Below are 25,824 nucleotides of genomic sequence, written 5' to 3' on the forward strand. Positions count from 1 at the left end.
CAAGCCGCTTCCGTGCCGATCGCTGCCATTAGGCATGCAATCCGGCCTCTTCCACTGAGATAGCGACGAACTGCCTTTTTTGCTACTGTTTGTATTCGCAGCCGATGGTCGGCTGGCCGGCGACGCCCATATTCAAAATACTGACATCCTCGGCCAGGCTGGCCGTGCTTGAAGATTCGATCGGGCTTGGGGAAGCAATCATGATCAAGGTGACGCGGCGGACGCTGCTTGCCGGCACGTCCGCGCTGGCCGCTGCCGGCCTGGTGCCGTTTCGGGCATTCGCAGCGGCGCGCACCTACCATGCGCTGCTTGTTGCCTGCACCGATTATCCGAACCTGCCGAAGAAGAACTGGCTGATCGGACCGAAGAACGATGCCGGCCTGGTGCGCGATTACCTCCTGAAGTACACGCCCGCGCCGGTGAAGTTTTCAGCCGAAAACGTCGCGCTGCTCGCCAAGGATGTCGAAGGCGCCAACGGACCGCCGACACATGCGGCGATCAAGGCAGCACTCGCCGACCTTGCCGCCAGGGTCCAGCGTGACGATTTCGTCTACCTGCATTTGTCCGGTCACGGCGCGCAGCAGCCGGCGGCGAACAAGGGCGACGAGACGGACGGCCTCGACGAGATTTTCTTGCCGTCCGACATCGACAAATGGGTCAACCGCGAAACGGGCGTGCCCAATGCGCTGGTCGACAACGAGATCGGCACCGCGCTCGACGCTATCCGCGACAAGGGCGCCTTTATCTGGGCCGTATTCGACTGCTGCCATTCCGGCACTGCGACGCGCGCCGCCGAGGTCGACGACGAGCTGGAACGCAAGGTCGAGTTCGCCGATCTGGTCGGCGGCGACGACGCTGCCAGGGCGGCTGCGGTGAAAGCCTATGACGAGATTGCGTCGGCCGCGCCGCGCGGCTTTGACGAGGACGGGCAGCGCAAGCCGGCCTTCAAGCTGACGCCGACCGGCGCCGAGCCGACCACCAAAGGCAAATTGGTCGCCTTCTACGCGGCGCAGACGGTGGAGACGACGCCCGAGATGCCGCTGCCCAAGGGCACGGCCGATGCGCCTCGATTCGGGCTGTTCACCTTCACCATCCTGTCGAAACTGGCCGAGAATCCCAACATCACCTACCGCCAGCTCGGCCAGGCCGTGCTGCAGCAATATTCGGCGGACGGCCGCACCCGGCCGACGCCGCTGTTCGAAGGGGAACTCGACGCCCGCGTCTTCGGCACCGACAAGACAGACGCGGTCATGCAATGGCCGATCGTCATCGAGAACGACAAAGCCACGATCGGCGCCGGACTGCTGCATCGCCTCACCCCAGGCAGCAGGCTCGCAATATTGCCCTCGGCGCTGTCGCCGCTGTCGAACGCGCTTGGCTATCTCCAGGTGCAGTCGGCGAAAAACCTGGAAAGCCGGGTCAAGCCGGTCGAGTTCGGCGGCAAGCCGGCGATCAAGCTGGCCGACATCCCCGCCAATGCCTATGCCCGGCTCGCCGAGCTCGCCGTCGACTACAAGCTCGTGATTGCGCGGCCGGCGGCGACCAAAGGCCTCGAGAAAGAGGCCGCGCTGGCGAACTCGGTTCTCGACGATCTGGCGGCCAGGGAGAACTCAGGGTTCCACATCGCGCTGGTCGAGCCGGGCAAGAGCGCAGATCTGCGTCTCGCCGTGCTGCGCGAGAACGCCATTGCCGGCGCCGCCGAAGATGCCACCGACGCGCCGGCGCTGTGGTTCCTGCCGGCTTCGGGCGACATGACGCTCAAGGAGGGCAGCAAGCCGCCGATGATCGTCATTCATCCGGACGACCGCGAAAAGTTGGTCGATGCAGCGGCCAAGAACCTGACGAAAATCTTCCGCGCCATCGGCCTGTCGAGGCTGGCCGCCGCTTCCGATTATCGGCCGGAAGAGGTCAGCGTCGAGTTCCGGATCAAGCGTTTTGATAGCGACACGCTGCAGCCGATCGAACCGTCGACGGTGCCGCGTGTTTCGCCCGACGATCAGGTCCACGTGCTGGCCAGGAACGGTTCGACCGATCTGGTCGACATCAACGTGCTCTATGTCGGCTCCGACTATTCCATCCAGCATTTTCTTGCCGAGCGCCTGACCGAAGGCGCCGTGCTCGAGGAAGGCCTGTTCAAATTCACCGACACCAGCTTCGGCATGGAGCGGATGATCGCCGTCTTGACCGAAGCACCGCCGCAGAGCGAGAAGCAGGATCTGAGTTTCCTGGCGCAAGAGGGCGTTGTCTCTGTAACGCGCGGACTTGGACAACCAAACTTCTCCGATATGCTGGCCGATATCGGCAGGGCGCCGGCGACGCGTTCGGCCATGCGGCTCACCGACGACAAGGGGTCGAAGGGCGCCGTGATGATCTTCCCGATGGAGACGGTGCCGCGCGCCTGAGGCGGGGTCAGGTGCCCGGCCGGGCCTCTTGCCTAATCGGCTGATAATGAACATTCTTCGACCGCTGCTGTCGGCGGCCGAACGGAACGGATGAGGGCGTTCGTGAACAGGATCGTATTTTCGTGGCGCGCAACAACCGCCGGTCTTGTCGCCGGGCTGCTGCTGGCCGCCAATGCTTCGGCGGACGAGGCTTGCGGCCTTTGCGCTAAGGAGGTCGTCATCAATTCCGAACTGGCGAGCTGCTTTCTCGACCAGTACGACCAGATCGCCAAAACCGGCAACGCCGCCGTCATCGTCGATCTCAGCAGCTGCACCTCACGCGGCGTGGTCGAACCATTGCCGTCGCCGGGCAAGGCGCAGGTGGCGCCTGACGTGCAGTTCATCGTTTCGCGGGCGCAGCTGGATTGCCTGAAGAAGAAGCTGGAGACGCCGGGCATCGTGCTCGACCCGTCCGCCACCATAGACCTGGACAGCTGCGGATGACGAAAGCGGGGGGCAACGCAACGCAGCAGGCAGTGACGGCGCCGGTGCCGCAAAAGAAGCCGGTGTCGCTGCCGGAAACCGTCGAAGGCCTGCCGTGGGTGAGCAATCACGAGGTCAAGAAGGAGGCGAACCCATTCACCGATCGCGACTGGCGCATGCTCGTCTATGCCTGGTCCGGATTGCTGGTGCGCCTGGCGATCATCTTCACCCTGATCTTTTCGGTCTACCAGTTCCTGGCGAACCAGGAGCAGAAGCGCGTCGAGCAAACGATGTCGCTGGTCGAGCTCTGGGAAAGCAAGGATTACCAGCAGGCGCAACGGGCCCTCAAGCAACGCCTGGCGGCGCTCAACGCCAAATACGGCAATCTGCTCAGTGCCAATCCGACGCCGACCGAGGAACAGGTGTTCAGACAACGCATCGGCATCGAAGCGATGAGCGCAACCGGCGGCGACATGCCGCTTGCCGAGTTCAGCGACAATTTCGACCGCATCGTCTATTTCCTCAACCGCCTTTCCTCCTGCGTCGAAGGCGGGCTGTGCTCGCGTGAGGTCGCCGACTCCTATTTCCGCGACTATGCCGCTTCCTTCTGGAGCTATTTTGCCGGCTATATCGACAAGGAGCGCAAGGCCGGTTCACCGACTTTCGCCCAGCCGATCGAGAACTATGTCCGCCAGGCGCCACCCTCGGCCCAGTCCAGATAATCCCGAAAAATGCGAAGCCGGCGACGGAAATGCTCCGCCGCCGGCTAGTTCTCCGCGATGATCGCGGCGGGAACTCTGCAGGCCTATTTGTACAGGCTGTTGATCCACTGGACGTTGATGGCGTTCAGACGCACGGCGGTGTTGGCATCCGGGCTCTCGGCCACGTTCACGCCGGTGATGACGCGCTGCTTTGAGCCATTGTCATAAGCGTAGACCGAGCTGCCGCTCGATCCCGGATAAGTGTCGCAGTCGTACTGGAAATACTCGGTGGCGATGTGTTCGGCGAGCACTTCGCAGGTCGCCTTCCACATCGTGCCCATCGGCTTGTCGCCGGGATAGCCGACGATGTTGGCGGTGAAGTCGCCGAGATCCACATAATCGGCATAGCCCAGCCAGCCGAGGTTGGTGCCGACATCCTGCTTCAAGGTGACGATGCCGAGATCCCATGGCACGACCGAGCCGTAAAAGCCCTGATAATTGTCGATGAAGCCCTGGACGATATAGGCGCTTTCATAGGTGAAGGCGCCGAACGGTGCGTCGTCGGCAGTCTTGCCGTTGAGAGCCGGCACGAACAGGATATCGTCCAGCCAGGCCTTGTCTTCGTGGCTGTAGAGGCAGTGCGCCGCGGTGAGCACCGTGCGCGGGCCGATCAGCGTCGCCGAGCAGCTGCCATAGCTGCCGCTCTTCGATTTGCCTTCGAGGTAGCCGATCGCGGTGAACGGGTAGGTTTTGGTATTCTTGATCTGCTCCCGGTCGTCCGTCCCGAACACCTGGCGGCCGGCCTCTTCGCCTCCGCTCAGCCCGGAATTCTGGGACTTCTGTCCCTCGGCGGGCGCGTTCATTTCCTTGATGACAAGGTCCTTCAGCGTCTCGTTCGGATCGATCTTGATGTCCTTGCCATCGGCGGAGCGGCCGACGATGCCATAGGATTTGACGGCCGTTGCTTCGTCGGTGAGCGGCGCGGCGCGGTTGGCCTCGTCCTCGGTCAGTTTCGGCGGGGCGATCGGTTTCGCCCGGCCAGGCTTGTAATCGCCCGATGTCACGTCACGCATGCTTTCGCCGTTGCCGGCGTTGGCGGAACCTGGCTCGGCAGCCAAGGCAGGAACCGCCCACATTGCGGTGGAAAGCAACGCGGACGCAATAATGCACTGTGTCAGTTTTGTCATGGTGAGACTCTCCCAAAAGTCAGCAAGGACTGGATCAAGATATAGAAATATTGTCGAGATCGTGGTGGCGCCGAAAAATGAATTTGGTTGCCGGCGCCTTTACCGGGCCATTATTCAGTGCAGCCAGTTTAGGTCCCCGCCAAAAATGCCCGCAACGGTATACTGCCTAAAATAATCCAACATTGGCAACGACAAATTGCTTCCACATAGCCCGTGGGGGATTATAGATTTGGGCGGGTTTGGCTCGACACCACGATTTAGCAAAAGTGGTACTCGGTTTTTTGACGGATCACGCTCCACATCGGCGCATGATCGGCTCACCGGCCGGTTCCCCTTTCAGTGGATCACGCGTCGAGGCTGATCTGTCGGAACATCGTCTCAGGGGGTTCGAGGTGAAGATCATCCATAGGTTCAGACCGATTGCTGCAGCCTCGCTGCTTGCCATCGCGGCGGCCTTGCCGGTCGTCAATTCCGTTCATGCCACGGACGCGGCCGCCCGGCCGGAGGCGGCGATCTCGCCGATGAAACGCGTGGCCGAGGCCAGGGCAAAAGCCAAGGCGGAGAACCCCGACGGCACCGATCGCGTCTACGGCGGCAAAGAGGCCGAGAAGGGCGCCTATCCGTTCCAGGTGGCGTTGCTGACCACCGGCAAACTGGACGAAAGTCCGGCCTCGCAGGCGAATGCGCAGTTCTGCGGCGGCAGCCTGATCGCGCCGCAATGGGTGCTGACGGCGGCGCACTGCCTCAACGACGACGGCGAGCCGATTTCGCCTGATGTGGTCACCGTGCTCACCGGCGCCACCGATCTCAGCGAGGGCAAGCGCTACAAGGCGGTAGAGATCATCGTCAACGAGGGCTACAGCGAGCAGACGCTGGACAACGATCTCGGCCTGATCCGGCTGGCCGAGCCGGCCGATGCCCCGACCATCAAGATTGCCCGTGAGCCGACCCCCGACGCCGGCAAGACCACGGTCACCGGCGGGGCAAGATGCAGGACGGAACATTTCCCACCGCGCTGATGGTTGCCGACTTGGACCTCCAGCCGAACGCAACCTGCAACAACGGCATCAGGGCGATTTATGCGCGTGATTTGAAGGCTGCGCTCGGCGAGCTCGCCCGCCGCATGCGTTACTCGGAAAGGGGCATCGAGGCGGCCGCCAATGCAATTGCTGCTGATATGGCCGATCCGCTGACCGGCAACATGATCTGCGCCGGCACCGTCAGCGGCGAGCGCGACGCCTGCAATGGCGACAGCGGCGGACCGCTGTTCATGACCGGCGCCGATGGTCCGGTGCAGGTTGGCGTCGTCAGCTGGGGCGAAGGTCCGGCCGACGGCAGCACCGCCTGCGGCCACAAGAACGCCTACGGCATCTACACGCGGCTGGCGAATTACACCGGCTGGATCGAGGAGAAGATGAAGACGGCAGCGCCTGCAGCGCCCAAAGCCCTCGGCACGGCGCAGAAGCCCGCCACGCCCTGACCGGTGTCATTTGCTGAATGACGGCGGGAGCAATCCCGCCGTTTCTGCCCGGAACCTTAGGTTGGGACTAGAACCAGCGATCGCGGCGCCGGTCTGTGGCGGCCAAGGCGAGGCCCAGTAGCGCCCCTACGGCCGCTCCGAGTATGAATGCGGACGATACCGTGCCGGGATTCTCCTGGACGACCCCGGAAACCGTCTGCGCCCTGTTGCGCAGGGCTTGTGCCGTCCGCGAGGCGCGCTCGGCAGCGCTGTCATACCAGTCGCCGGCGTCTTCGATCGCCTCTTCCGCGCGTTCGGCCAAGGTCCGATTGATCTTGCTTATCTCGCGCTTCAGCTGCGCGACCTGCTTTTCCAGGGCTTCCTGAGCTTCACGTTGAGTCATCTTCGGTGTTGCGGATTCGTTCGGTTCGTCGGCCATGGTAATCTCCTTTGCTCAGGTTCGGCTCAACGGCCGGCCCGCTATCTAGGTTCCTCCGCAAAACGCATCTGTCCGGTGTTTGTTCGATGAGAGACCGGGTTTTGTCCGGCAGTGTGCGAAATCGGCCTGAACATAGGATCGTTCCGGCGCTCCCCGCGTTGGTGAAAACGCCACAAGGGAGGAACCGTCATGGACAACGATCGGCATGAAAAGATTCGGCAGCGAGCCTATGAAATCTGGATGCGCGAGGGCCGCCCGGATGGCGCGCATGAGCGTCATTGGCAGCAGGCGAAGCAAGAGCTTGGCTACGATGAGACGACGACCGGCCAGGCTGATGATGACGCGGCCGAGCACGGTCCCACTGGAACGATCGCCAGTTCCGACGTTCTGACGGTCGAGGCACTGGCGATGCGCACCGGGATAACCGGTGATCAGGCGCAAGAGCTGATCGACAGGCTTGGCAACGACAGGGCGACGCTCGAGCAAGCCGCGCGGAACATCAAGGCAGCCGAAAATTAGAGCCTGTTTGAGGAGAAATCCCCAACGTGCCTCTGGCGTGATTCATCGCACGCTCTTAGCGGCGCTCGACACCCTTTGCCGCCAGCATGTCGTCAACGGCTGCCGACATCAGAAATTCCGACAGCCGCTCGGCAGCTTCTGCGTTCGTTGAACCGGCACTGATGCCAATGGCGAAGTCGACGTAACTTTGGAGTTCTGCCGGAAACCGACCGACAAGCACGACCTCGGGAGCGGCCGCGAAAATCGAAGTCACGGGAACGACCCCCAACTCGGCTTCCCCACGGCCCACGGCTTGCGCTGTCTGTCCTCCTGGTATGGCTACCAGCTTGGGCTTCACCTCATCCGCTATCCCCAAACGTTCCAGCAAACCGGAGAAGTAGCCACCGCTGGTTCCTTCACTGGCGTAGGCGATCGATCTGGCGCTCTTCAACGCCTGTTCGAATGCTTCCACGGACCCGATATCGAGCGGTCGACTGCCTGCCTTGGCTGCCACCCCCATTGCTATCCGGCCAAACGCCACCTGGCTCCCCGCCTTGACCTTTCCCGAGGCAGTCAGATCCTGAACCAGGTCCGGATTGGTGATGACGAGGTCAAAAGCTTCCCCAGCTTCAATCTGCTTCTTTACTGTCGGATTGAGCTCCCACCTGACCGCAACCGTGAATCCTGTGGCCGTTTCGAACTGGGGTATGAGGGATAGGATGGCGGGGCGGACCGCAATAGCGCCAAAAAGCCGGGTTTCCTGATTCATCGCCTAACCCCGAATCGGGCGAAACGACCTTCTTGCAATACCCATCCAGCTGCCCGGCCATTCCATGCTCAGCGTCCCGGAAGCCGTCGCCCTTCGGCCACCGGATACCGTCGTCGCCTACTTCCTCGGCGGCCCCTTGCGCTCGGCCGATGCCGCCCAGAGGTTGATGTCGGACTCGCGGGCAAAGGTGTCGATCTCGGCGAGCTCGGCATCGCTGAAGTCGAGCGCCTTCAGCGCCCCGACGCAATCCTCGACCTGTTCCGGCCGGCTGGCGCCGATCAGCGCCGATGTGACCCTGCCCCTGCGCAGCACCCAGGCCAGCGCCATCTGCGCCAGCGTCTGGCCGCGGCGGCGGGCGATGACGTTCAGCGCCTCGATATTGGCGATCGATTTGTCGTTGATGAATGCCGGGCGCAGCGACTTGCCCTGGCTGGCGCGGCTGCCATCGGGGATGCCGCCGAGATATTTGTCGGTCAGCATGCCTTGCGCCAGCGGCGAGAACACGATCGAGCCGACGCCAAGCCCCTCCAGCGTATCGAGCAGGCCATCATCCTCGACCCAGCGGTTGAGCATCGAATAGCTCGGCTGATGGATCACGCAAGGCGTGCCGAGCTGCTTCAAAATGTCGGCGGCCTCGCGGGTGCGCTGCGAATTATAGGAGGAAATGCCGGCATAGAGCGCTTTGCCCGAGCGCACCGCGTGATCGAGTGCGCCCATCGTCTCTTCCAGCGGCGTGTCGGGGTCGAAGCGGTGCGAATAGAAGATGTCGACATAGTCGAGTCCCATCCGCTTCAGGCTCTGATCGAGGCTGGCCAGCACATACTTGCGGCCGCCCCATTCGCCATAAGGTCCTGCCCACATTTCGTAGCCGGCCTTGGTCGAGATGATCAGCTCGTCGCGATAACCGGCAAAGTCCGTCCGCAGGATCTCGCCGAACGCCCGCTCCGCCGAGCCGGGCGGCGGGCCGTAATTGTTGGCGAGATCGAAATGCGTGATGCCCAGATCGAAGGCCCTGCGCGTGATCGCCTGCTTGGTTCTATGCGGCGTGTCGTCGCCGAAATTGTGCCACAGCCCAAGCGAGATCGCCGGCAGCTTCAGGCCGGACCGCCCGCAGCGATTGTAGACCATCTTTTCGTAGCGGTTTTCGGCGGGAACATAGGGCATGGGAAATCCTCATATCGAAACGAGCCGACAGCTGCCGCCGCGATGACGGGCAAGTCGAGGCCGGCCCACCCTTAGCCTCTCCCCGCGCAAACGGGGAGAGGCTTTTTGCGGTGCTTGGGAGGTGCGCCGCCTACTTGGTTTTCTTCTTCGCCAGCAGCTCCTTCGCCGCCTTGACGCCGAGTGCCGCGGGCCGCTCGCAGCTGGTCTGCATGGCGACGAACTTTCCGGTTTCGCCCGAACGCAACAGGCCGGTCATGACGTCGACGGCATGCAGCGCCAGTTCCATCGAGCAGCGGTGCGGCCGGCCTTCTCTGATCGCGATCGCCATGTCGGCCAAACCGGCGGTGCGGTAGTTGGCCATCATGCCTTGCGAATGCATCTCGTTGGGCACGCCGAACGGATGCGGCCATTTCGGCAGCTTCTTCACCGGCTTGGCGGCTTCGGTGTAGCGCACCTCGCCGCCGAAGAAGTTCGGATCCGGCACGAACACCGTGCCCGCCTCGCCATAGAGCTCCATCGGAGCGTGGCCGTGGCTCCAGACATCCCAGCTGGTGTTGAGCGTCACAACGGCGCCGTTCTCGAATTCCAGCACGCCATGGATCGTCGTTGGCGTGGAGACCGGTATCTTTTCGCCGGCGCGCGGCTTCGAGCTGATGATGCGTTCCGTCATCGGGATCGAAGCGAAGGCAGCGACCCGCTTCACCGGCCCGATCAGCTGGATCAGGTTGGTGATGTAATAGGGTCCGATATCGAGCACCGGCCCGGCGCCCGGCTGGAAGAAGAAGTCCGGATTGGGGTGCCAATGCTCCATGCCATGGCTCATCACATGACAGGTGCCGCTGGTGACCTTGCCGAGCCTGCCGGTGTCGATCAGGTCGCGGACAAGCTGGTGCGCGCCGCCAAGGAAGGTGTCGGGGGCAGAGCCGATGCGCAGCCCCTTGTTTTCCGCCCGTTTCTTCAGGTCGAGCCCTTCCTTGACCGACAGCACGAAGGGCTTCTCCGAATAGACGTGCTTGCCGGCGTCGAGGATCTGCTTCGACACCTCGTAATGCACCGCCGGAATGGTCAGGTTGACGATGATGTCGATATCGTCGGCCTTGAGCAGCCCCTCAACGGTCTCGGCGCGCAGCTTGAACTCCTTTGCCCGCGCTTTCGCCGCTTCCATGTTGATGTCGGCGCAGGCGCGCATCTCGATGCCGCGAAACAGCGGCGCCAGCGAGAAATACGCCTTCGAGATGTTGCCGCAGCCAATCACGCCGATGCCAAGTTTTGTTGCCATGCTGATGTGCTCCTAATAGGTCTTGGCGGCTGCGATGGAGCGGCGGGCGAAGCGCTCGATGTCGTTGGGATTGTCTTGTTCCATGACGTAGTATTTCGCAGCGCTTTTGGCGCGCAGCGCCTTGATCAGGCCGGGCCAGTCGATGGTGCCGTGGCCGACGTCGGACCAGCCGTCCTCGTCGAGGCCCTCGCCCGGCTTGGCCAAGTCCTTGACGTGGACGGCTACGATGCGCTTGCCGTGCTTCTCGATCCAGGGCAGCGGATCGACGCCGCCCCGCACCACCCAGGCGACATCCATCTCCCAGCCGATGTCGGGCGCGGAGGACAGGATATGGTCCTGCGGCACCGAGCCGTCGGCGAGCGCCTTGAATTCGAAATCATGATTGTGCCAGGCAAAACCATAGCCGGCTTTCCTGGCCGTCTCGCCGACCTTGGCCAGGCGTTCGCCGAAGCCGCGCCAGCCGGCCGCGTCGGCCGGCCTGAACTCGGCGTTCAGGAAGGGGCAGATGAGCAGCGTGATGCCGAGCGCATCGGCCGTCCTGCGCACGCCGTCGAAATCCTTCTCGAGCGCGTCGATCGAGAAATGCCCGGTCGGCATGGCAAGGCCGTTCTTGTCGAGCTCGGCACGGAACGCCTTGGGATCGTCATAGACGCCACCGAACCCTTCGACTTGGCTGTAACCAAGCTCGCCCAGCATTTTGAGCACGCCCTCCCAGGGCTGGAAATTACGCGCGCTGTAAAGTTGGAATGACCAGTTCATCGTCTCTGTCCGTTTCTTGGGGATGGTTAGTCTTGGGGGGAAATGGAAAAGTCTTGGGAGGCTAAAATCAGGCTCTAGAGGCGGTTACCTGTGGCGGCGTCGAACAGCGAGGCCCGCATCGGGTCGAAACCGATGCCGACCGCCTCCGCGTTGTTTGGCGTACGCTCGGCTGTCACCCGTACCGTGAAATTCTGGCCGGCGAGCTTCAGCCAGACCAGCGTGTCGGAACCCATGGGCTCGACGACCTCGACATTTGCCGTGGCTGCGAACGGCCATCCCGTGCCGCTGTTGAACGCCACGTGCTCGGGGCGGATGCCGAACACGGCCGGCCCTGGCACCGGGTCCTTCTCGAAAGCATAGGTGGCCAGCGGTATCCGCACATCCTCGGCGACGAAGTGCCAGTCGCCTGCCGCTTGGTCAAGTCTGCCGTCGAGGAAGTTCATTGCCGGCGAGCCGAGGAAGCCGGCGACAAACCGGTTGACCGGCCGGTTATAGATGGTCTGCGGCGCATCGAGCTGCTGGATGACCCCGCCCTTCATCACCGCGATACGGTCGGCCAGCGTCATCGCCTCGATCTGGTCGTGGGTGACGTAGATCATGGTGTTCTCAAGCTTGCGATGCAGCAGCTTGATTTCGACGCGCAATTCTGCGCGCAGCTTGGCGTCGAGGTTGGAGAGCGGTTCGTCGAACAGAAAGACATCGACGTCACGCACAAGTGCGCGCCCGATCGCCACACGCTGGCGCTGGCCGCCGGACAGGGCCGCCGGCTTGCGATGCAAAAGCGGTTCGATCTGCAGGATCTCGGCGGCCCGGGCGATGCGCTTGGCGATCTCGTCCTTGGCGAGACCGGCAACGCGCAGCCCAAACGACAGGTTCTTCTCCACCGTCATCTGCGGATAAAGCGCGTAGGACTGGAACACCATGCCGATGCCGCGATCCTTGGGCTCTTCCCAGGTGACGTTCTTGCCCTTGATGAAGATGCGGCCTTCGGAAACGTCGAGCAGCCCGGCAATGCAGTTGAGCAAGGTCGACTTGCCGCAGCCGGACGGGCCGAGCAGCACGATGAACTCGCCTTCGGCGACATCGAGGTTGAGCGTCTGCAGCACTGATATCGCGCCGAAATTCAGCGACAGGTTCTGGATCGAGACGCTGGTGCCGTTTGCCCCGTTGCTGCCGTTTGCCGCAACGCTGCCGTTTGCGTTCATCGCCATCATCCTTTCACCGCGCCGGCGGCGATGCCGCGCACAAACAATTTTCCGGACAGGAAATAGACGATCAGCGGCACCAGGCCGGTCAGGATGGTGGCTGCCATGTTGACGTTGTATTCCTTCACGCCTTGCACCGAGTTGACGATGTTGTTGAGCTGCACCGTCATCGGATAGGTGTCGGGGCGGGTGTAGACGACGCCGAACAGGAAGTCGTTCCAGATGCCGGTCACCTGCAGGATGATGGCGACGACGAAGATCGGCAGCGACATCGGCAGCATGATGCGGAAATAAATGCCCCAGAAGCCGGCGCCGTCGACACGCGCTGCCCGGAACAGCTCCTCCGGCATGGAGGTAAAGTAGTTGCGGAACAACAGCGTGAGGATCGGCATGCCGAAGATGGAATGGACGATCACCAGGCCGCTGAGGCTGCCGTAGAGGCCGACTTCGCGCAGGATGATGACGATCGGATAGATCATCACCTGATAAGGGATGAAGGCGCCGACGATCAGGATGATGAAGAAAGTGTCGGCGCCTTTGAAGCGCCAGTTGGCAAGCGCATAACCGTTCACCGAGGCGAGCGCGATCGACAGGATCACCGACGGGATGGTGATGCGCACCGAATTCCAGAAGCCACGCGACAGCCCGTCGCAGTTGAGCCCGGTGCAGGCGCTCGACCAGGCCTTGACCCAGGGCTCGAAGGTGATCTCCATTGGCGGCGAGAAGATGTTGCCGAGGCGTATCTCGGGCATGCCTTTGAGCGATGTCACCACCATCACGTAGAGCGGCAAAAGATAGTAGAGCGCCACCACGATCAGCGTGCCGTAGAGGAAGATGTTACGGCGCGAGAATGTGTGGCGCGGCTTCGGCCCGCTCGGCCCGTAGGCTTCGAGCCCGCCGGCGCCGGCAATGGCGGGCAATGAAACGGTATGGTCAGACACGCTTCTTGCCTCCGAACTCGAGATAGGCCCACGGCACGATGACGATGATCACCGACAGCAGCATCATCGTCGAGGCGGCGAACCCTTGGCCGAGGTTCTGGGCGAAGAACATGTAATCATAGACATATTTGGCCGGGACTTCGGAGGCGATGCCGGGCCCGCCGCTGGTCTGGGCGACGACAAGGTCGTAGACGCGAACGATGTTGGAGGCGACGATGACCAGCGTGGTGATGAAGACCGGCCGCATCATCGGTATGATGATGAACAGATAGGTCTTCCAGGTCGGTATCCCGTCGACCCGCGCGGCCTTCCAGATATCCTCGTCGATGCCGCGCAGGCCGGCCAGCATCAGGCACATGATGAGCCCGGTGCCTTGCCAGAGAGCGGCGATCAATATGCCGTAGATGACGATGCTGGAATCATAGAGCGGATTGAAGCTGAAGCTCGTCCAGCCGAGGCTGCGCACCACTGCCTGGACACCGAATTCGGGGTTGAGCAGCCACTGCCAGACCAGACCGGTGACGATGAAGGACAGGGCGAAGGGATAGAGGAAAATGGTCCGGAACGTGTCCTCGAACCGGATCTTCTGGTCGAGCAAGGCAGCAAGCAGGAAGCCGATGACAAGCGAGAACACCAGCGACAGCACGCCGTAGATCAGCAGGTTCTCGATCGAGATCAGCCAGCGCGGCGTCGCCCACAGCCGATAGTACTGGTCGAGACCGACGAAGTGCAGCCGCGGCAGCAGCTTGGAATTTGTGAAGGAATACAACACCGTCCAGAGGGTGCCGCCGACAAAAATCACCAGCGCGGTGAAAATCATCGGGATCGAAGCGACTTTCGCATTGAGGTTGCGAAAGAGTTGGCTCGGGCGTTCGCTCTTGCTCATCTGCACAGCCGCGCTGGATCGGGGAAGGGCCGGAGGGTCAAGAGGCCTTGACCCAAGCTCCCGACCCTGCGTTCGCAGGGGCGGGAGTGAGGCGGTTGGTCGATCGCTCAATCGGCCGAACCGACGATGGCGGCGAAGCGCTTCTGCGCATCTTCCACGGTCATGTCCTGCTTGGCGAAGAACTCGGAGAACAGATCCTCCTTCTGCTTCTGCGTATCCTGCGAAAGCAGCTGGTCGGTCCAGGGCATGACATTGCCCTTGGCGAGAATTTCGAGCCCCTTCTTCATGCAGTCGTTCGCCGCCTTGAGGTCGACGTCGCCGCGCACCGGCAGCGAACCTTTCTTGAGATTGAAGGCGACCTGCGTCTTGGGATCGAGCAGCGTGTGGGCCAGCACTTCCTGTGCCTTCGATTTTTCGGGATCCTTCAGCAGCGGAAAGTAGAAAGCGTCGCCGCCGGTGGCGATGACCTCGTTGAGACCGAGGCCCGGAAGGCAAGTATAGTCCTTGCCGGCGGTCTGGCCGGCAACCTGGAACTCGCCCTGCGCCCAGTCACCCATGATCTGGCCGCCCGCCTTGCCGGTGATGACCAGATTGGTGGCCTGGTTCCAGTCCTGCACATTGGTGTTCTTCGCCATCTTGCGGGCGTCGTCCGCGGCCTTGAAGACCTTGGCGACTTCGGGCCCGGCGGCGAATTCGGCGTCCTTGTCCTTGTAGACCTTGAGGAAGGCGTCGGTGCCGCCGACCGCCGCAAGCAGCACGTCGAAAGCGCCGGAGGCCTGCCAGGGCTGGCCGCCGACCGCGAGCGGCTGGATGCCTGCCTTTTCCAGCGCGGGCGCCGCAGCGACGTATTCATTCCAGTTCTTCGGCACGGGCACGCCGGCCTTTTTGAAGGCGGCGTTCGACAGCCACAGCCATTGCCAGGAGTGGATATTGACCGGCACGCAATAGATCTTGCCGTCGAGGGTACAGCCGTCGAGCAGGCTCTTCGGCTGCACGATTTCCGTCCACTTTTCCTTGGTGGCGAGATCGGTGAGGTCGCGCATCAGCCCGGCCTGCACCAATTCTTCCGCCTGCCGGCCGTGATTGAACTGGGTCGCGCCCATCGGGTCGCCGCCGGTGATGCGGCTGATCATGATCGGCCGCGCCGTGCCGCCGGAACCGGCGATGGCGCCGTCCACCCAGTGATTGCCGGTTGCGTCGAAAGCCTTGGCGAGTTCTGCGACCGCTGCCGCCTCGCCGCCGGAGGTCCACCAATGGGTGACTTCCAGATCCGTCGCGGCCGCCGGGCCGGCGAATTGCAGCGCGACCGTCGCAGCCAGCGCAGCAGTCATGAGTTGGTATCGCATTTCGTTCCTCCCAGAATCTGAAACGTTACAGATTTTCGATACGGCAATTGCTTGAGGCGCGCAACCCCTCAGGCGAAGGTGGCATCAAGTTTTTTCGAAGCGCGAATAAAATCGCGCGGCTCGCTGGCCTACCGCATCGCAACCAGAGAGGTTGCACTGCAAAATAGAATGCTGCGGCGCCGAAAAATCGGAAAATCCCGTTCCAATCGCTGTTTTGCGCCGATTGCAGCGCCGCTCGTTCTGCATCTGTCACCAGTGGTGTGGCAATGGTCGTGACAATCTGTAACGTTTCAGTATATAGCGGTCTCATTCGGTGAAGGCCGCGGCGTGCCCGCGGCCGGCCGATTGCCGGGCTGTCCGGCAACTGCTATGCGCCTGACGGGGCGGGACGAATGAACAGGCATCAAAAAGAGAAGGCCGACGACGCGTCGGGCCAGGGCCGGCCGACGCTGAAGACGCTCGCCTTCATGACCGGGCTGGGCGTCACCACCGTGTCGCGTGCGTTGAAGGACGCCCCCGAGATCGGCGCCGAGACCCGGCGGCGCGTCCAGCTTGTCGCCAAGCAGATCGGCTATCGCCCCAACCGTGCCGGCGTCCGCCTGCGCACCGGCAAGACCAATGTCATCAGCCTGGTGCTCAACACCGAGCACGAGATCATGAGTTTTGTCTCCGACATCATCTACGGCGTTTCGGAAGTCATCGCCGACACGCCCTATCACTTGATCGTGACACCCTATTCGCGCTCCCAGGATCCGCTCGACCCGATCCGTTACCTCGTGGAAACCGGTTCAGCCGACGGCGTCATCATTTCGCGCACGCAGCCGAACGATCCGAGAGCCCGCTATATGCTGGAGCGCGGCATCCCCTTTGCCACGCATGGCCGCACAGACATGGGGCTGATCCATCCCTATCACGATTTCGACAATTACGCTTTCGCAGCCGAGGCGGTGCGCCATCTGGCCGGCCTCGGCCGCCGCCGGATGGCTCTGTTGGCGCCGCCGGTCGAGCTGACCTATCACGGCCACACGCTCGCCGGCTTTGCCGATGCGCTGAGCGAGGTCGGCGCCAGCGAGATCCCGTTCAACACCGTTTCGATCGATCATTCGATCGAGCAGATCAGAATGCGGACGGCGCAGTTGATGCGCCGCGATGTCAGGCCGGACGGTTTCATCAGCAGCGCCGCCGCCGCGACGCTCGCCATCGTCGCCGGCATCGAAGACGCCGGCCTCAAGCTTGGCCGCGATGTCGATGTGGTGTCCAAACAATCGTCGGAGCTTCTGCACCTGTTTCGCAGCGAATTGCTGGTCGTCAACGAGAACTTCCGGCTGGCCGGCGCCGAACTCGCCCGCTCGGTGCTGGGCTGGATCGGAGGCGCCGCACCTGGCACCCTGCAGAGCCTGAGCGAGCCAGGCGAAGTCCAGGCCTATCGCCGCCCCGACTAGGGCGGGATATGTTCAAATTGAAATGGGCTCCATCTATTTGCCTTAGCCGCATTTCTGCGACGCCAAGTGATTCCACTTGGCTGGAAAATGTGCGCTGCCGACGGCAACCTTGGGACCGAATGCTGTCCGTCCGATATGGGGACGAGATCACCAAAGAGCGGCCGTAGGAGCACGCGGCAGTCACGTTTCGGGACTAAGGGGCTCATCACTCTTAATACCACGATGCAACAGCAGCTTGGACCGGCCATATTTGTTACGAATAGTGTCGATGTCGGATTGATCGCCCCGGCCTCGTCGTTCCAGAAAATGAAGGAGCAACGATATGTCTGAAAAGGAAGTCTTGTCTGTCATCCGGGGCCAGGAAGACGCAACTGCCAAGGGGGACGCCCGCGCCAACGTCGATGCCATGGACCCGGATGTCGTGGTTTTCGATCTGCCGCCGCCGCTCGCCTATAGAGGCGAACAGGCACGCGACATCGAAGGGATAAATGCTTGGTTTGCAACTTGGCGCAACGGCGTCACCGTTCACATGGCTGACCCGCAGCTCATGATCGACGGCGATCTTGCAGTGGCCTTCGGGCTGTCGCGCATGACTGGCATTAAGACGGATGGCACAGAGGTCGACTCCTGGAGCCGGCGAACCATCGTGCTAAGGCGCATCGGCGGTTCTTGGAAAATCATCCACGAACATGCCAGCTTCCCTATGGCAATGGACGGAAGTGGGCGCGCTGTGACGGATCTCTTGCCGTAGTTCCGGAACGCCTAACGTCCTCAACAGGGATGTCGGCTTCACGTGGCAAGGGTTCGTAGGCGAACGGTCGAATTGGCGGCCCGTTGCTGACAGTCAATCTTCGGGCCGAAAGCGGATTGGCAGCTCCGGGCCGCAGATCTTTAATTGCGGACATTTAGGTCGGCGTGGGCATCGTCGTGACCTGGCCCGAAGCGGTCACGGGTCCGGTTGAGAGGCAACTGCCGCGAACAAGCGGTAGGGATAGATGGGACTCGCTCGTCAGTGGCGCTGCGCAGGAGAGCCAAGGCGTCGCGCGAGTCATACTCTCAAGAAGCGTGATCTGTGGTATAGAGGCCGGTGAGGGCACGCCGGAGGCGCCGGTCCTACCTGCCTCTGACCTGCGCCTGGCGTGTCGCGAATCTGAACTGAGGCTCAACATGGAGCGGAAGCTCGCTGCCATCCTTGCCATTGATGTTGTCGGTTACTCGGCGCTCATGGAGGTGGATGAAGCGGGCACCTTCGACCGGCTGAAACGGGGCCGCAAAGAGTTGTTCGAGCCGGAAATCGCGACGCGACACGGGCGAATCTTCAAGCTTATGGGAGACGGCCTGCTGGCGGAGTTCGGTAGCGTGGTGGATGCGGTCGAATGCGCGGTCACGCTTCAGCGCGGCATGACGGAACGTAACGCGAGCGTCGCCGAAGACCAGCGCTTCGAAGTCCGGATCGGAATCAACCTTGGGGAAGTGATCGTCGAAGGGGACGATCGCTATGGCGAGGGCGTGAATGTAGCGTCGCGCCTCCAACAACTCGCCGAGCCCGGTGGCATCTGCGTTTCGGAGAAGGTGTCCAAGGAGGTCAGGCAGAAGCTGGCGTTTGCGTTCGAGCCTATGGGCGAGCAGCGGGTGAAGAACATAGCCGAGCCGATATACTGCTATCGCGTCAACCTGCAGCTTCCGAGAGCCGCTCAGGTCGGGCGACTGGCATCGCTGGAATTGCCCGACAAGCCCTCGATCGCGGTCTTGCCTTTCACCAACATGAGCAACGATCCGGAGCAGGAAACCTTTGTCGACGGCTTGACCGAAGACCTGATCACCGACCTATCTCGCTGCGCCGGCCTCTTCGTCATCGCACGCAACTCGACCTTTGCTTACAAAGGGCGGTCGGTCGATGTGCGTTTGGCCGCGCGTGATCTTGGGGTGCGCTATGTGGTTGAAGGCAGCGCCCGGCGCGCCGCGGGGCGCGTGCGCATCAATGCGCAGCTGATCGACGCGATCGGCGGCGATCATATCTGGGCCGAGCGCTACGACAGCAGCCTCGAGGATATCTTTGCAGTGCAGGACGAGGTCACGGCCAAGATCGTCGAAGCCCTGGTCGGCCGATTGGCCGGACAGCCGGCGCGCAAACGGCCGACGAGTCTCGAAGCCTATGACCTCTGTGTACAAGCCCGCGGCGTCAGTTTTCAGACCGGGTTAGGCGCGCAGGAAGCGCGCATGCTGCTGGAGAAGGCGATCAGACTCGATCCCGACTATGCCGAAGCGCATAGCTTGCTGGCCCTCAATCTTTGGCTCGGCTGGCTGTTCTGGAACGAGCCGAAGGAAACCAACCAACCTCGCTCGCTCGCGGAAGCGCAGCAGGCAGTGGCGCTCGACCCTAACGATGCCGGGAACCGGTGGGTGCTGGGCATCATACTTGGTCACGAACGGCGTTTCGCGGAATCGGATGCAGAGTTCGAGGCGACTTTCAAGCTCGATCCCAATCATGCCGATGCCTGGGCGATGCGCTCGGATCTCATCACCTTGAGGGGCGATGCGGTCAAGGGCGTCGAATTCGTGAAGCGGGCGTTGCGGCTCAATCCGCGCCCTCCGGGGTGGTACCATTGGATGGCGGGCCAAGCCTATTATGCGCTCGGCGACTATCAATCCGCGGTCGAGGCTTTACGCAAGCCGGAAACCTACCGCACCACGTCGCGGCGCATGCTTGCGGCAGCCCTCGCGCAGCTCGGACGCCTGGATGAAGCCCGTCAGGAGGCGGAGTTCTTCATGATGAGCAATCCCCATTTCAGCATCAGGCACTGGGCGACATCGCAGCCATTCGACGACGAGGAAGTGCTCCAGCGCTTCGTCGAAGGCTACCGCAAGGCTGGCCTTGCCGACTAAAGAGCGCATCGCTTTGGATCGCCGGCTTGCTCTCGTCAGGACATAGGCTCGTCTTTTGGCTGTGAGGGCAAATGCCCGTGGGTTCCCTCGATCAATGTCCGTTGATGGCGCAACCACGATCTCCAGCGTGATCGCCAGCAAGGTCCGCTTTCAAGAAACTGCGAAGCCGATCTCTACGGCCGAGACCGGGCGCTAACCAGCCGCCCCACTTCCCCACGGGCCATGGAAAGCGCCCTGCCCATCGATGCGCTCGAAGCCGTGCGCGCCGAAGAAATCGCGCTGCGCCTGGATCAGGTTCGAAGTGCCGCGGCCCTGCCGGTAACTGTCGAAATAAGCAAGTGCGGATGACAGGGCCGGCACCGGCGAGCCGGCTTCGGCCGCCCTTGCCACGACACGGCGAAGCGACGGATGTGCCTCCTGCATCAACGAGACGAAAGCCGGCGCCATCAACAGGTTGGTGGCCGCGCCGCCGGCGCCGAAGGCCTCCGCCATCGTATCCAGCAATTGCGAGCGGATGATGCAGCCGGCCCGCCAGATCTTGGCGATGACCGGCATCGGCAGGTTCCAGTTGAATTCCTTCGACGCGCCGCTCATCACCGCGAAGCCTTGCGCGTAGGCGGCGATCTTGCCGGCAAACAGCGCCAGTTCGAGATCGGCGAGCAGGGCGTCCCTGTCTCCGGAAATCTTGCTCACGCCGGCGCCATAGACCTTTTCGGCGGCCAGCCGCTCGTCCTTGATCGACGACAGCACGCGTGCCGCCACCGCCGCTTCGATCGCGGTGGCCGGGATGCCTAGCTGCTGCGCCTCGATCACCGACCATTTGCCGGTGCCTTTCTGGCCGGCGCGGTCGAGGATGATGTCGACCACCGGTTTGCCGGTCTTGGGATCGTCGGCGGCGAGCACCTTGGCGGTGATCTCGATCAGGTACGAATTGAGCCGGCCCGTGTTCCACTGCAAAAACACCTCGGCGATCTCTTTCGGCCCCATGCCCAGGCCGTCGCGCAATATGCCGTAGATCTCGGCGATCATCTGCATGTCGGCATATTCGATGCCGTTGTGGATGGTCTTGACGAAATGGCCGGCGCCGTCGGTGCCAAGCCACGCCGCGCAAGGCTCGCCCTTGAACTTGGCCGAGATCGCGGTCAGCACCTTTTCGACGCGCTTCCAGGACTCTTCGGTGCCGCCGACCATGATCGAGGGACCGTGGCGTGCGCCCTCCTCGCCGCCGGACACGCCCATGCCGATGAAGGTCAGGCCCGAATCGGTAAGCTCTGAGAAGCGCCGCATCGTATCGCGGAAATTGGCATTGCCGGCGTCGATGACGATGTCGTTGGCCGACAGCACGCCGCGCAATGCCGCGATCTGCTCGTCGACCGGCTTGCCGGCCAGCACCATGATGATGATCGGCCGCGGCGGCCGGATCGCGGCGGCCAGTTCTTCGAGGCTGTAGCAGGGCACCACCCTATCCCTGAGCGCGCCGGCATTTTCGACAAAGGCATCGGTGCGCGCCGCGGTGCGGTTGAAGACGGCGATGCGGTGCCCCTTCTCGGCGATGTTGAGCGCCAGGTTGGAGCCCATCGTGCCAAGGCCGATCAGGCCTATTTCGGCTTTTTCCATCGTTTCTTCCCTGCTTTCGGATCTTGTTGGTTGAGCCCGCGATTGGGTTGGACGCCCATTCTTGATGGCGATGATTGACGGGGGTTCTCGGCCGCGTCAACCGCCTCGTCGAATTGTGTTGCGTGGACCAGCGCTCTCGTCACGGCCTGATGTCGATCGGCGCCTCTATCTTCACCATCTCGAAATCGGAGACCAGGATATCGAGCCGCGCCGTCCACCGGCCGGCGACCGGAATGACGAGATCGTCGACGCGCCAGGTGCCGTCGCCAAGCCTCGTCGCCGGGCGCTTGATGGGTTCGATGCCGGAATCGGGCTTTGACAGCACCAGCGTCACCTGCTTGGCGTCGAGCGGGCCGAAATCGCCGGTCATGATGAAGATCGAAGCGGCAACAGGCCCGGTATGGCCGGGCACAATGCTGAGATCGGCCATCGCCTGCAGCGTGTGGATATGCACCGATGCCGGCTGTGCGGCGGCGATCGCCAGCGCGCGCGGCGGCGGCGTGAAGCGCCAACCGGCGGCAACGCCGAAGATCGCCAGCACGATCAGCAGCTCGATGCCGATCGAGCGGGCCAGTCGCCTCTGGACTTCCGTCTTTCCCGCCTCGGCGGGGACCGTAAGCTTGAAGCGGTTGACGGCAGCGAGCGTGAACAGAAAGACAAGCAGCGCCAGCTTGATCAGCAGCAGCCGGCCATAGGCAGTGTGGACCAGCGCCGACGGCGTTTGCACCTGGATGACGGCGAGCACGATGCCGGCTGCCGCAAGCACGGCCACGACGAACAGGATCGCTCGCGAAAACCGGCGCAGCAACTGCCCGGCTTTGTCCGGCTGCCGTTTCAAGGCAAGACCGAGCGGCGCCAGCGCCCCGGCCCAGACCGCGACACCAGTGGCGTGCAGAAATACCATCGGCCGGGTCAGCCATTGCGGCTCGGCGGCACTGGCATGCCCGCTGGCAGCAAGTGCTGCGCCAACGCCAACCAATCCGGCCAAGGCCAGCGGCTTCGCGTCGGCGGGCGGCACGACCAGCGACAACAGGCCAAGGCCGAACGCCATCAGCGCGATCAGCACCGTCCAGCCGAAGCTGGTGCCGAGCGCGGTCTGCCAGATGACCGGCTGCGCCAGCCGGGCGAGCGGCGCACCGAGTGCATCCAGCCCCTGGAAACCGAGCGACAAGAGTGCGGCGGCCAGCCCGCACAGGATGGCCGCGACGATCATGTTCCGGCCGGATCGGCCGCCTTGCGCCAGCCAGGCCTGCGCAAAGGCACCGCCGACCCCGAAAAACAGGCCGATGTATAGAAAAACCTTGCCGATCCAGATCGCCGTTCGAAGCCCCCGGTCAACGGCATCCGAGGCGGCCGGCGCAGCACTCGGTGCACCGACCGAGAACAGCACCGAGCCGCCGACCGGATGCCCGTCGGCGGAGATTACCCGCCAGCTCAGCACATGCGTGCCCGATTTCAGCGCCTGCGGATTGTCGATCTCGACGGTCTGGCCGCTGAGCCGGAAAGAGGTCAGCGGGACCGCCGTGCCGTCGGGCCGCACCAGCGTCAGCACCAGCGGCGAAACCGGCTCGCTGAAAGTCAGCGACAGCTGCGACGGGCTCTGCGCCAGCACCGCACCGTCAGCCGGCTCGGCCTTGATCAGCGCCGCGTGGGCGAAGGCTGCGTTTGGCGCGGCAATGGTGGCAAGCAGCACAATCGCAGCCAGCAGGCCGATGGCAAGCCGGCCGGTTGTGCAGGCCGTTCGCAGGATGGATGCCGCGCTCATGTCACCGCCACAAAGACAGCGGCGCGCTCTTTCGGATAGGGCGCGCCGCGTAAGGATCACGTCTTCGGCAGCAGCTTGAGGCCGGGCGCCGGAAATTCCAGCGCGTCCTCAGCCTGCCCGGCCGCCGGAATTTCGATCCAGCGATCGGCAATCCCGTCACATTCCTGCACCACCGGGAAATGCAGCGTCTGGCCTGCCGGCAGGTCGGACGCCAGCGTCGCGCGAAAGACGAATTCGTCGTAGAACTCGTCCGGCAGGCTGCCGGCGCTCCAGTCGATCTCCTTGACGCCGCTGGTCACTGCCTGGCCGTAGAGCTGGTAGGACTTCTCGTATTTGCCGTTCTTGACCTGCAGAGTCCAACCCGGCTTCGGCATCGGTTTGACCGAGAGCACCCCTTCCGGGATCTGCACGCGCAGCGCGGTCGTCGCCTTGCCCTCGCAGCCATGCGGCACCCGAAGAACCGCCTTGTAGGTCGAGCCCACCGCCGCCTCCGGCGTTTCGAGCGTGATGTGGGCAAAGGCCGCGCTGGTCCCGAGGACAAGAAGCACGCAGCCGGGCAAAAGAGATTTCTTCATGATGGTACCTCTCGAAGCGGCCAAGTCAGTGGTCGTCCTGGGGCGCCGCGCTGCCGATGCCTTGCACGGCGAATTCAATCTGCAGGGGCCCGGCTTTCTCGAAGGTCAGCGTGGCGGAGAACATTTCGCCCTCCTTGGGCTGCCGCTTCAAATCCATGAACATCAAATGATAGCCGTTGGGCGCCAATGCGACCTTGCCGCCAGCCGGGATTTCGAGGCCGCCGGTGACCTGCCGCATCGTCATCACGCCATTGCTGACGCCCATCTCGTGCAGTTCGGCCTTGGCCGAAATGTCGGAGGTGATCGACAGCAGGCGATCCGGCGCACTGCCGGTGTTGGTGATGGTGAAGTAGCCGCCGGCCACCTTGGCGCCGGCTGGCGTGGCGCGCGACCAGGGGTGCCCGATCTCGAGATCGCCAAGCTTGAATTCGTGTGCCAACACCGCCTGGGCGCTGGCGAACAGGAGGGCAAGAACGCAAAGGGCGATGCCGAGACGCTGCTCGAAACTACCCAGTGCGAAGCGCCTGCGGCTGGATGCGGCAGCGCGAAAAGAGTGAGACATGATTGCTCCGTGGATTTTAAGGGACCGCGCCGACGGCCGGTCGCGAACGATGTCGATAAACGCGCCGGCAAAGCGTTGCGCGGCGCGAACCAGAACGGATCAGGCCGTCGCCGGTGGTGCACGCGGATTGGACGGAGTGCGGGCGCGGGCGAAATCGCGATGCCGGAAGGCCGGCAGGAAAAAGGCGATGGTTTCGATGGAAAGGCTGCGAGCCAGGCTCCCGGCTGCATCCAGCGGCGCGTAGACCGCCGAAACGAGATTGCAGCCAAGCATGCAGCAAGCCGGCATGTGCTGCTGATGCGGATCGCCGGCGGGGAGTTGCGCCGCACCGTCATGGGTGCAGATCGTGTTGCCGAAAGCATCGAATTGCGAGGCGTTCGGCGCGACGCCGGAAGCAAACGCGCCGAATATCGACTGGAGCATGAAAAGCCACGCCGCGGCGAACGCGACCGGCATGCTCCATCGTCTCCGGCGTATGGTCAAGAACCAGCCTCTTCACGCAGCAACGTCAGCTCTCTAGCACGGAGCCGGCGGCCGGAAAATCGCCAAAACGTTGCTGCGGCAACGCAACACAATCACCCGCGTTGCGGCTGCCTGCCCTCGGGAATCGACGTCAGCAGCGTGTGGCGGGCCGATTTCAGGTGCTTGCGGCAGGCGGCGTCGACCTTGGCAAGATCGCGCGATTTGAGCGCGGCGATATAGGCGAGATGCTCCTGGACCGCGACTTCGTTGCGCTCGCGCTCCTGCGCCTTGTTCCACTGGTAGTGGTAGTGGAAGATCATGGCGATGACGTCGTAGAAATCGACGATGAAGCGGTTGTGCGACGCCCGATGGATCAGCCGGTGAAAGCGCTCGTCAAGCTCGGAGAATTCGTTGAAGCGCACGGCGATCTCGCGCTCCAGCCGGTGATGCTCGCCTTCCAGGCGGTCGAGGTCGGCCCACACCGGGCTGTCCTCGGGCAGAGCGGCAAAGGCTGCGGCCGAGCGCAGTTCGAACATCTCGCGGATTTCGGTCAGCTCCAGCGCGAAGGCGCGGGTAAAGCCTTTCAGCACCCAGTGGCTGTTGCGGCGCTTCTCGATCAGCCCAAAGCGCGAGAAGCGGATCAGGAATTCGCGCACGCTGGTGGTGCCGACGCCGATCTCGCGCGCCAGTTCGAGCTCGTTGATCTGCATGCCGGCTTCGGCACCGCTGGCAAGCAGCCGCCGCATGAAGGAGCGCTCGATGATCTCGGCCAGCGTGTCGGTTTCTTCCTCGGGGAAGAAATCGTCCGGTCGCGGTTCGCGCAGGACCGTCTTGCTGCGCTTGTTCCAGTCGATCAGCCCGGTTTCTTCCATGCGCGCAAGGATAGTGCGGACCGTCGTGCGGCTGACGCCGAGCAGCGTACCCAGCTCCGGCTCCGAAGGCAGGCTCCTGGTTTCGTCGAGCAGCCTCAGACCGCGATTATAAGCGTCCTTGTAAACGTTGTTGCTCTTCGACATCC

General features: G+C 62.9%; 25 protein-coding genes. 9 read left to right on the forward strand and 16 right to left on the reverse strand.

Annotation, left to right across the window (positions count from 1 at the left end):
• Positions 1-200 precede the first annotated feature (200 nt).
• The 3 genes from NKJ84_RS12045 (at position 201) to NKJ84_RS12055 (ending at position 3,586) form a co-directional block, all read left to right on the forward strand.
• Positions 201-2,402, forward strand: a complete 2,202-nt coding sequence (locus tag NKJ84_RS12045) for a caspase family protein (protein WP_352506622.1) — start codon at positions 201-203, stop codon at positions 2,400-2,402.
• Between the two features lie 102 nt (positions 2,403-2,504).
• Positions 2,505-2,885 (forward strand): hypothetical protein, encoded by a 381-nt coding sequence (locus NKJ84_RS12050; protein WP_352506623.1) that lies wholly within the window; start codon positions 2,505-2,507, stop codon positions 2,883-2,885.
• Positions 2,882-3,586: a DUF4760 domain-containing protein gene (locus tag NKJ84_RS12055; protein ID WP_352506624.1), complete on the forward strand. Its 705-nt coding sequence runs from the start codon at positions 2,882-2,884 to the stop codon at positions 3,584-3,586. The genes NKJ84_RS12050 and NKJ84_RS12055 overlap by 4 nt, the downstream gene beginning before the upstream one ends.
• 83 nt (positions 3,587-3,669) lie before the next feature.
• Here NKJ84_RS12055 and NKJ84_RS12060 read toward each other — a convergent pair whose 3' ends face one another.
• Complete coding sequence (locus NKJ84_RS12060; RefSeq protein ID WP_352506625.1) at positions 3,670-4,752, reverse strand: trypsin-like serine peptidase; 1,083 nt, start codon at positions 4,750-4,752, stop codon at positions 3,670-3,672.
• A gap of 392 nt (positions 4,753-5,144) precedes the next feature.
• On the opposite strand from NKJ84_RS12060, the gene NKJ84_RS12065 reads away from it, so the two are divergent.
• Together NKJ84_RS12065 and NKJ84_RS12070 are read left to right on the forward strand one after the other, a co-directional pair.
• Positions 5,145-5,771 (forward strand): S1 family peptidase, encoded by a 627-nt coding sequence (locus NKJ84_RS12065; protein WP_352506626.1) that lies wholly within the window; start codon positions 5,145-5,147, stop codon positions 5,769-5,771.
• The gene (locus NKJ84_RS12070) at positions 5,741-6,232 is read left to right on the forward strand and encodes a trypsin-like serine protease (protein WP_352506627.1); all 492 of its coding nucleotides are present in this window, start codon (positions 5,741-5,743) and stop codon (positions 6,230-6,232) included. The genes NKJ84_RS12065 and NKJ84_RS12070 overlap by 31 nt, the downstream gene beginning before the upstream one ends.
• A gap of 67 nt (positions 6,233-6,299) precedes the next feature.
• On the opposite strand, the gene NKJ84_RS12075 is transcribed toward NKJ84_RS12070, so the two are convergent.
• Positions 6,300-6,650 (reverse strand): hypothetical protein, encoded by a 351-nt coding sequence (locus tag NKJ84_RS12075; protein WP_352506628.1) that lies wholly within the window; start codon positions 6,648-6,650, stop codon positions 6,300-6,302.
• 189 nt (positions 6,651-6,839) lie between these two features.
• On the opposite strand from NKJ84_RS12075, the gene NKJ84_RS12080 reads away from it, so the two are divergent.
• On the forward strand, positions 6,840-7,169 hold the full coding sequence (locus NKJ84_RS12080) for a DUF2934 domain-containing protein (RefSeq protein ID WP_352506629.1): 330 nt from the start codon (positions 6,840-6,842) through the stop codon (positions 7,167-7,169).
• Positions 7,170-7,224: 55 nt separating this feature from the next.
• Here the strand turns inward: NKJ84_RS12080 and NKJ84_RS12085 are convergent, their stop codons facing one another.
• From NKJ84_RS12085 to NKJ84_RS12120, 8 genes are all read right to left on the reverse strand, one after another.
• Complete coding sequence (locus tag NKJ84_RS12085) at positions 7,225-7,917, reverse strand: substrate-binding domain-containing protein (protein ID WP_352506630.1); 693 nt, start codon at positions 7,915-7,917, stop codon at positions 7,225-7,227.
• A gap of 117 nt (positions 7,918-8,034) precedes the next feature.
• Positions 8,035-9,081: an L-glyceraldehyde 3-phosphate reductase gene (mgrA, locus tag NKJ84_RS12090; RefSeq protein ID WP_352506631.1), complete on the reverse strand. Its 1,047-nt coding sequence runs from the start codon at positions 9,079-9,081 to the stop codon at positions 8,035-8,037.
• A gap of 130 nt (positions 9,082-9,211) precedes the next feature.
• Entirely contained in the window at positions 9,212-10,360 is a 1,149-nt protein-coding gene (locus NKJ84_RS12095) for a Gfo/Idh/MocA family protein (protein ID WP_352506632.1), read from the reverse strand.
• A 12-nt stretch (positions 10,361-10,372) separates the two neighbouring features.
• On the reverse strand, positions 10,373-11,119 hold the full coding sequence (locus tag NKJ84_RS12100) for a sugar phosphate isomerase/epimerase family protein (protein ID WP_352506633.1): 747 nt from the start codon (positions 11,117-11,119) through the stop codon (positions 10,373-10,375).
• A gap of 74 nt (positions 11,120-11,193) precedes the next feature.
• Complete coding sequence (locus NKJ84_RS12105) at positions 11,194-12,324, reverse strand: ABC transporter ATP-binding protein (RefSeq protein WP_352506634.1); 1,131 nt, start codon at positions 12,322-12,324, stop codon at positions 11,194-11,196.
• A gap of 5 nt (positions 12,325-12,329) precedes the next feature.
• Complete coding sequence (locus NKJ84_RS12110; RefSeq protein ID WP_352476375.1) at positions 12,330-13,265, reverse strand: carbohydrate ABC transporter permease; 936 nt, start codon at positions 13,263-13,265, stop codon at positions 12,330-12,332.
• Entirely contained in the window at positions 13,258-14,151 is an 894-nt protein-coding gene (locus NKJ84_RS12115; protein ID WP_352476374.1) for a carbohydrate ABC transporter permease, read from the reverse strand. Before NKJ84_RS12115 ends, NKJ84_RS12110 begins: the two co-directional genes overlap by 8 nt.
• Before the next feature lie 107 nt (positions 14,152-14,258).
• Complete coding sequence (locus tag NKJ84_RS12120) at positions 14,259-15,497, reverse strand: ABC transporter substrate-binding protein (protein ID WP_352506635.1); 1,239 nt, start codon at positions 15,495-15,497, stop codon at positions 14,259-14,261.
• Positions 15,498-15,889: 392 nt separating this feature from the next.
• Here NKJ84_RS12120 and NKJ84_RS12125 point away from each other — a divergent pair, with 392 nt between their 5' ends.
• The 3 genes from NKJ84_RS12125 (at position 15,890) to NKJ84_RS12135 (ending at position 19,825) form a co-directional block, all read left to right on the forward strand.
• Positions 15,890-16,939, forward strand: coding sequence for a LacI family transcriptional regulator (locus NKJ84_RS12125; protein WP_352506636.1), 1,050 nt, complete (start codon positions 15,890-15,892; stop codon positions 16,937-16,939).
• 322 nt (positions 16,940-17,261) lie between these two features.
• The gene (locus tag NKJ84_RS12130) at positions 17,262-17,690 is read left to right on the forward strand and encodes a YybH family protein (RefSeq protein WP_352476371.1); all 429 of its coding nucleotides are present in this window, start codon (positions 17,262-17,264) and stop codon (positions 17,688-17,690) included.
• A 416-nt stretch (positions 17,691-18,106) separates the two neighbouring features.
• Positions 18,107-19,825 (forward strand): adenylate/guanylate cyclase domain-containing protein, encoded by a 1,719-nt coding sequence (locus NKJ84_RS12135; protein ID WP_352506693.1) that lies wholly within the window; start codon positions 18,107-18,109, stop codon positions 19,823-19,825.
• 192 nt (positions 19,826-20,017) lie between these two features.
• Here NKJ84_RS12135 and gnd read toward each other — a convergent pair whose 3' ends face one another.
• From gnd to NKJ84_RS12165, 6 genes are all read right to left on the reverse strand, one after another.
• The gene (gnd, locus tag NKJ84_RS12140; RefSeq protein WP_352506637.1) at positions 20,018-21,442 is read right to left on the reverse strand and encodes an NADP-dependent phosphogluconate dehydrogenase; all 1,425 of its coding nucleotides are present in this window, start codon (positions 21,440-21,442) and stop codon (positions 20,018-20,020) included.
• Positions 21,443-21,581: 139 nt separating this feature from the next.
• Complete coding sequence (locus tag NKJ84_RS12145; RefSeq protein WP_352506638.1) at positions 21,582-23,207, reverse strand: copper resistance CopC/CopD family protein; 1,626 nt, start codon at positions 23,205-23,207, stop codon at positions 21,582-21,584.
• Between the two features lie 56 nt (positions 23,208-23,263).
• A complete protein-coding gene (locus NKJ84_RS12150) occupies positions 23,264-23,782 on the reverse strand; it encodes a YcnI family copper-binding membrane protein (protein WP_352506639.1) in 519 nt (172 codons plus the stop codon).
• 25 nt (positions 23,783-23,807) lie between these two features.
• Positions 23,808-24,344 (reverse strand): copper chaperone PCu(A)C, encoded by a 537-nt coding sequence (locus NKJ84_RS12155; RefSeq protein WP_352506640.1) that lies wholly within the window; start codon positions 24,342-24,344, stop codon positions 23,808-23,810.
• A 99-nt stretch (positions 24,345-24,443) separates the two neighbouring features.
• Positions 24,444-24,800, reverse strand: coding sequence for a DUF2946 family protein (locus tag NKJ84_RS12160; RefSeq protein WP_023675211.1), 357 nt, complete (start codon positions 24,798-24,800; stop codon positions 24,444-24,446).
• A 119-nt stretch (positions 24,801-24,919) separates the two neighbouring features.
• A complete protein-coding gene (locus NKJ84_RS12165) occupies positions 24,920-25,822 on the reverse strand; it encodes a GntR family transcriptional regulator (RefSeq protein ID WP_352506641.1) in 903 nt (300 codons plus the stop codon).
• Between the last annotated feature and the right edge of the window lie 2 nt (positions 25,823-25,824).

The sequence above is a fragment of the Mesorhizobium sp. M0048 genome (assembly GCF_040323405.1).
Classification (GTDB): domain Bacteria; phylum Pseudomonadota; class Alphaproteobacteria; order Rhizobiales; family Rhizobiaceae; genus Mesorhizobium.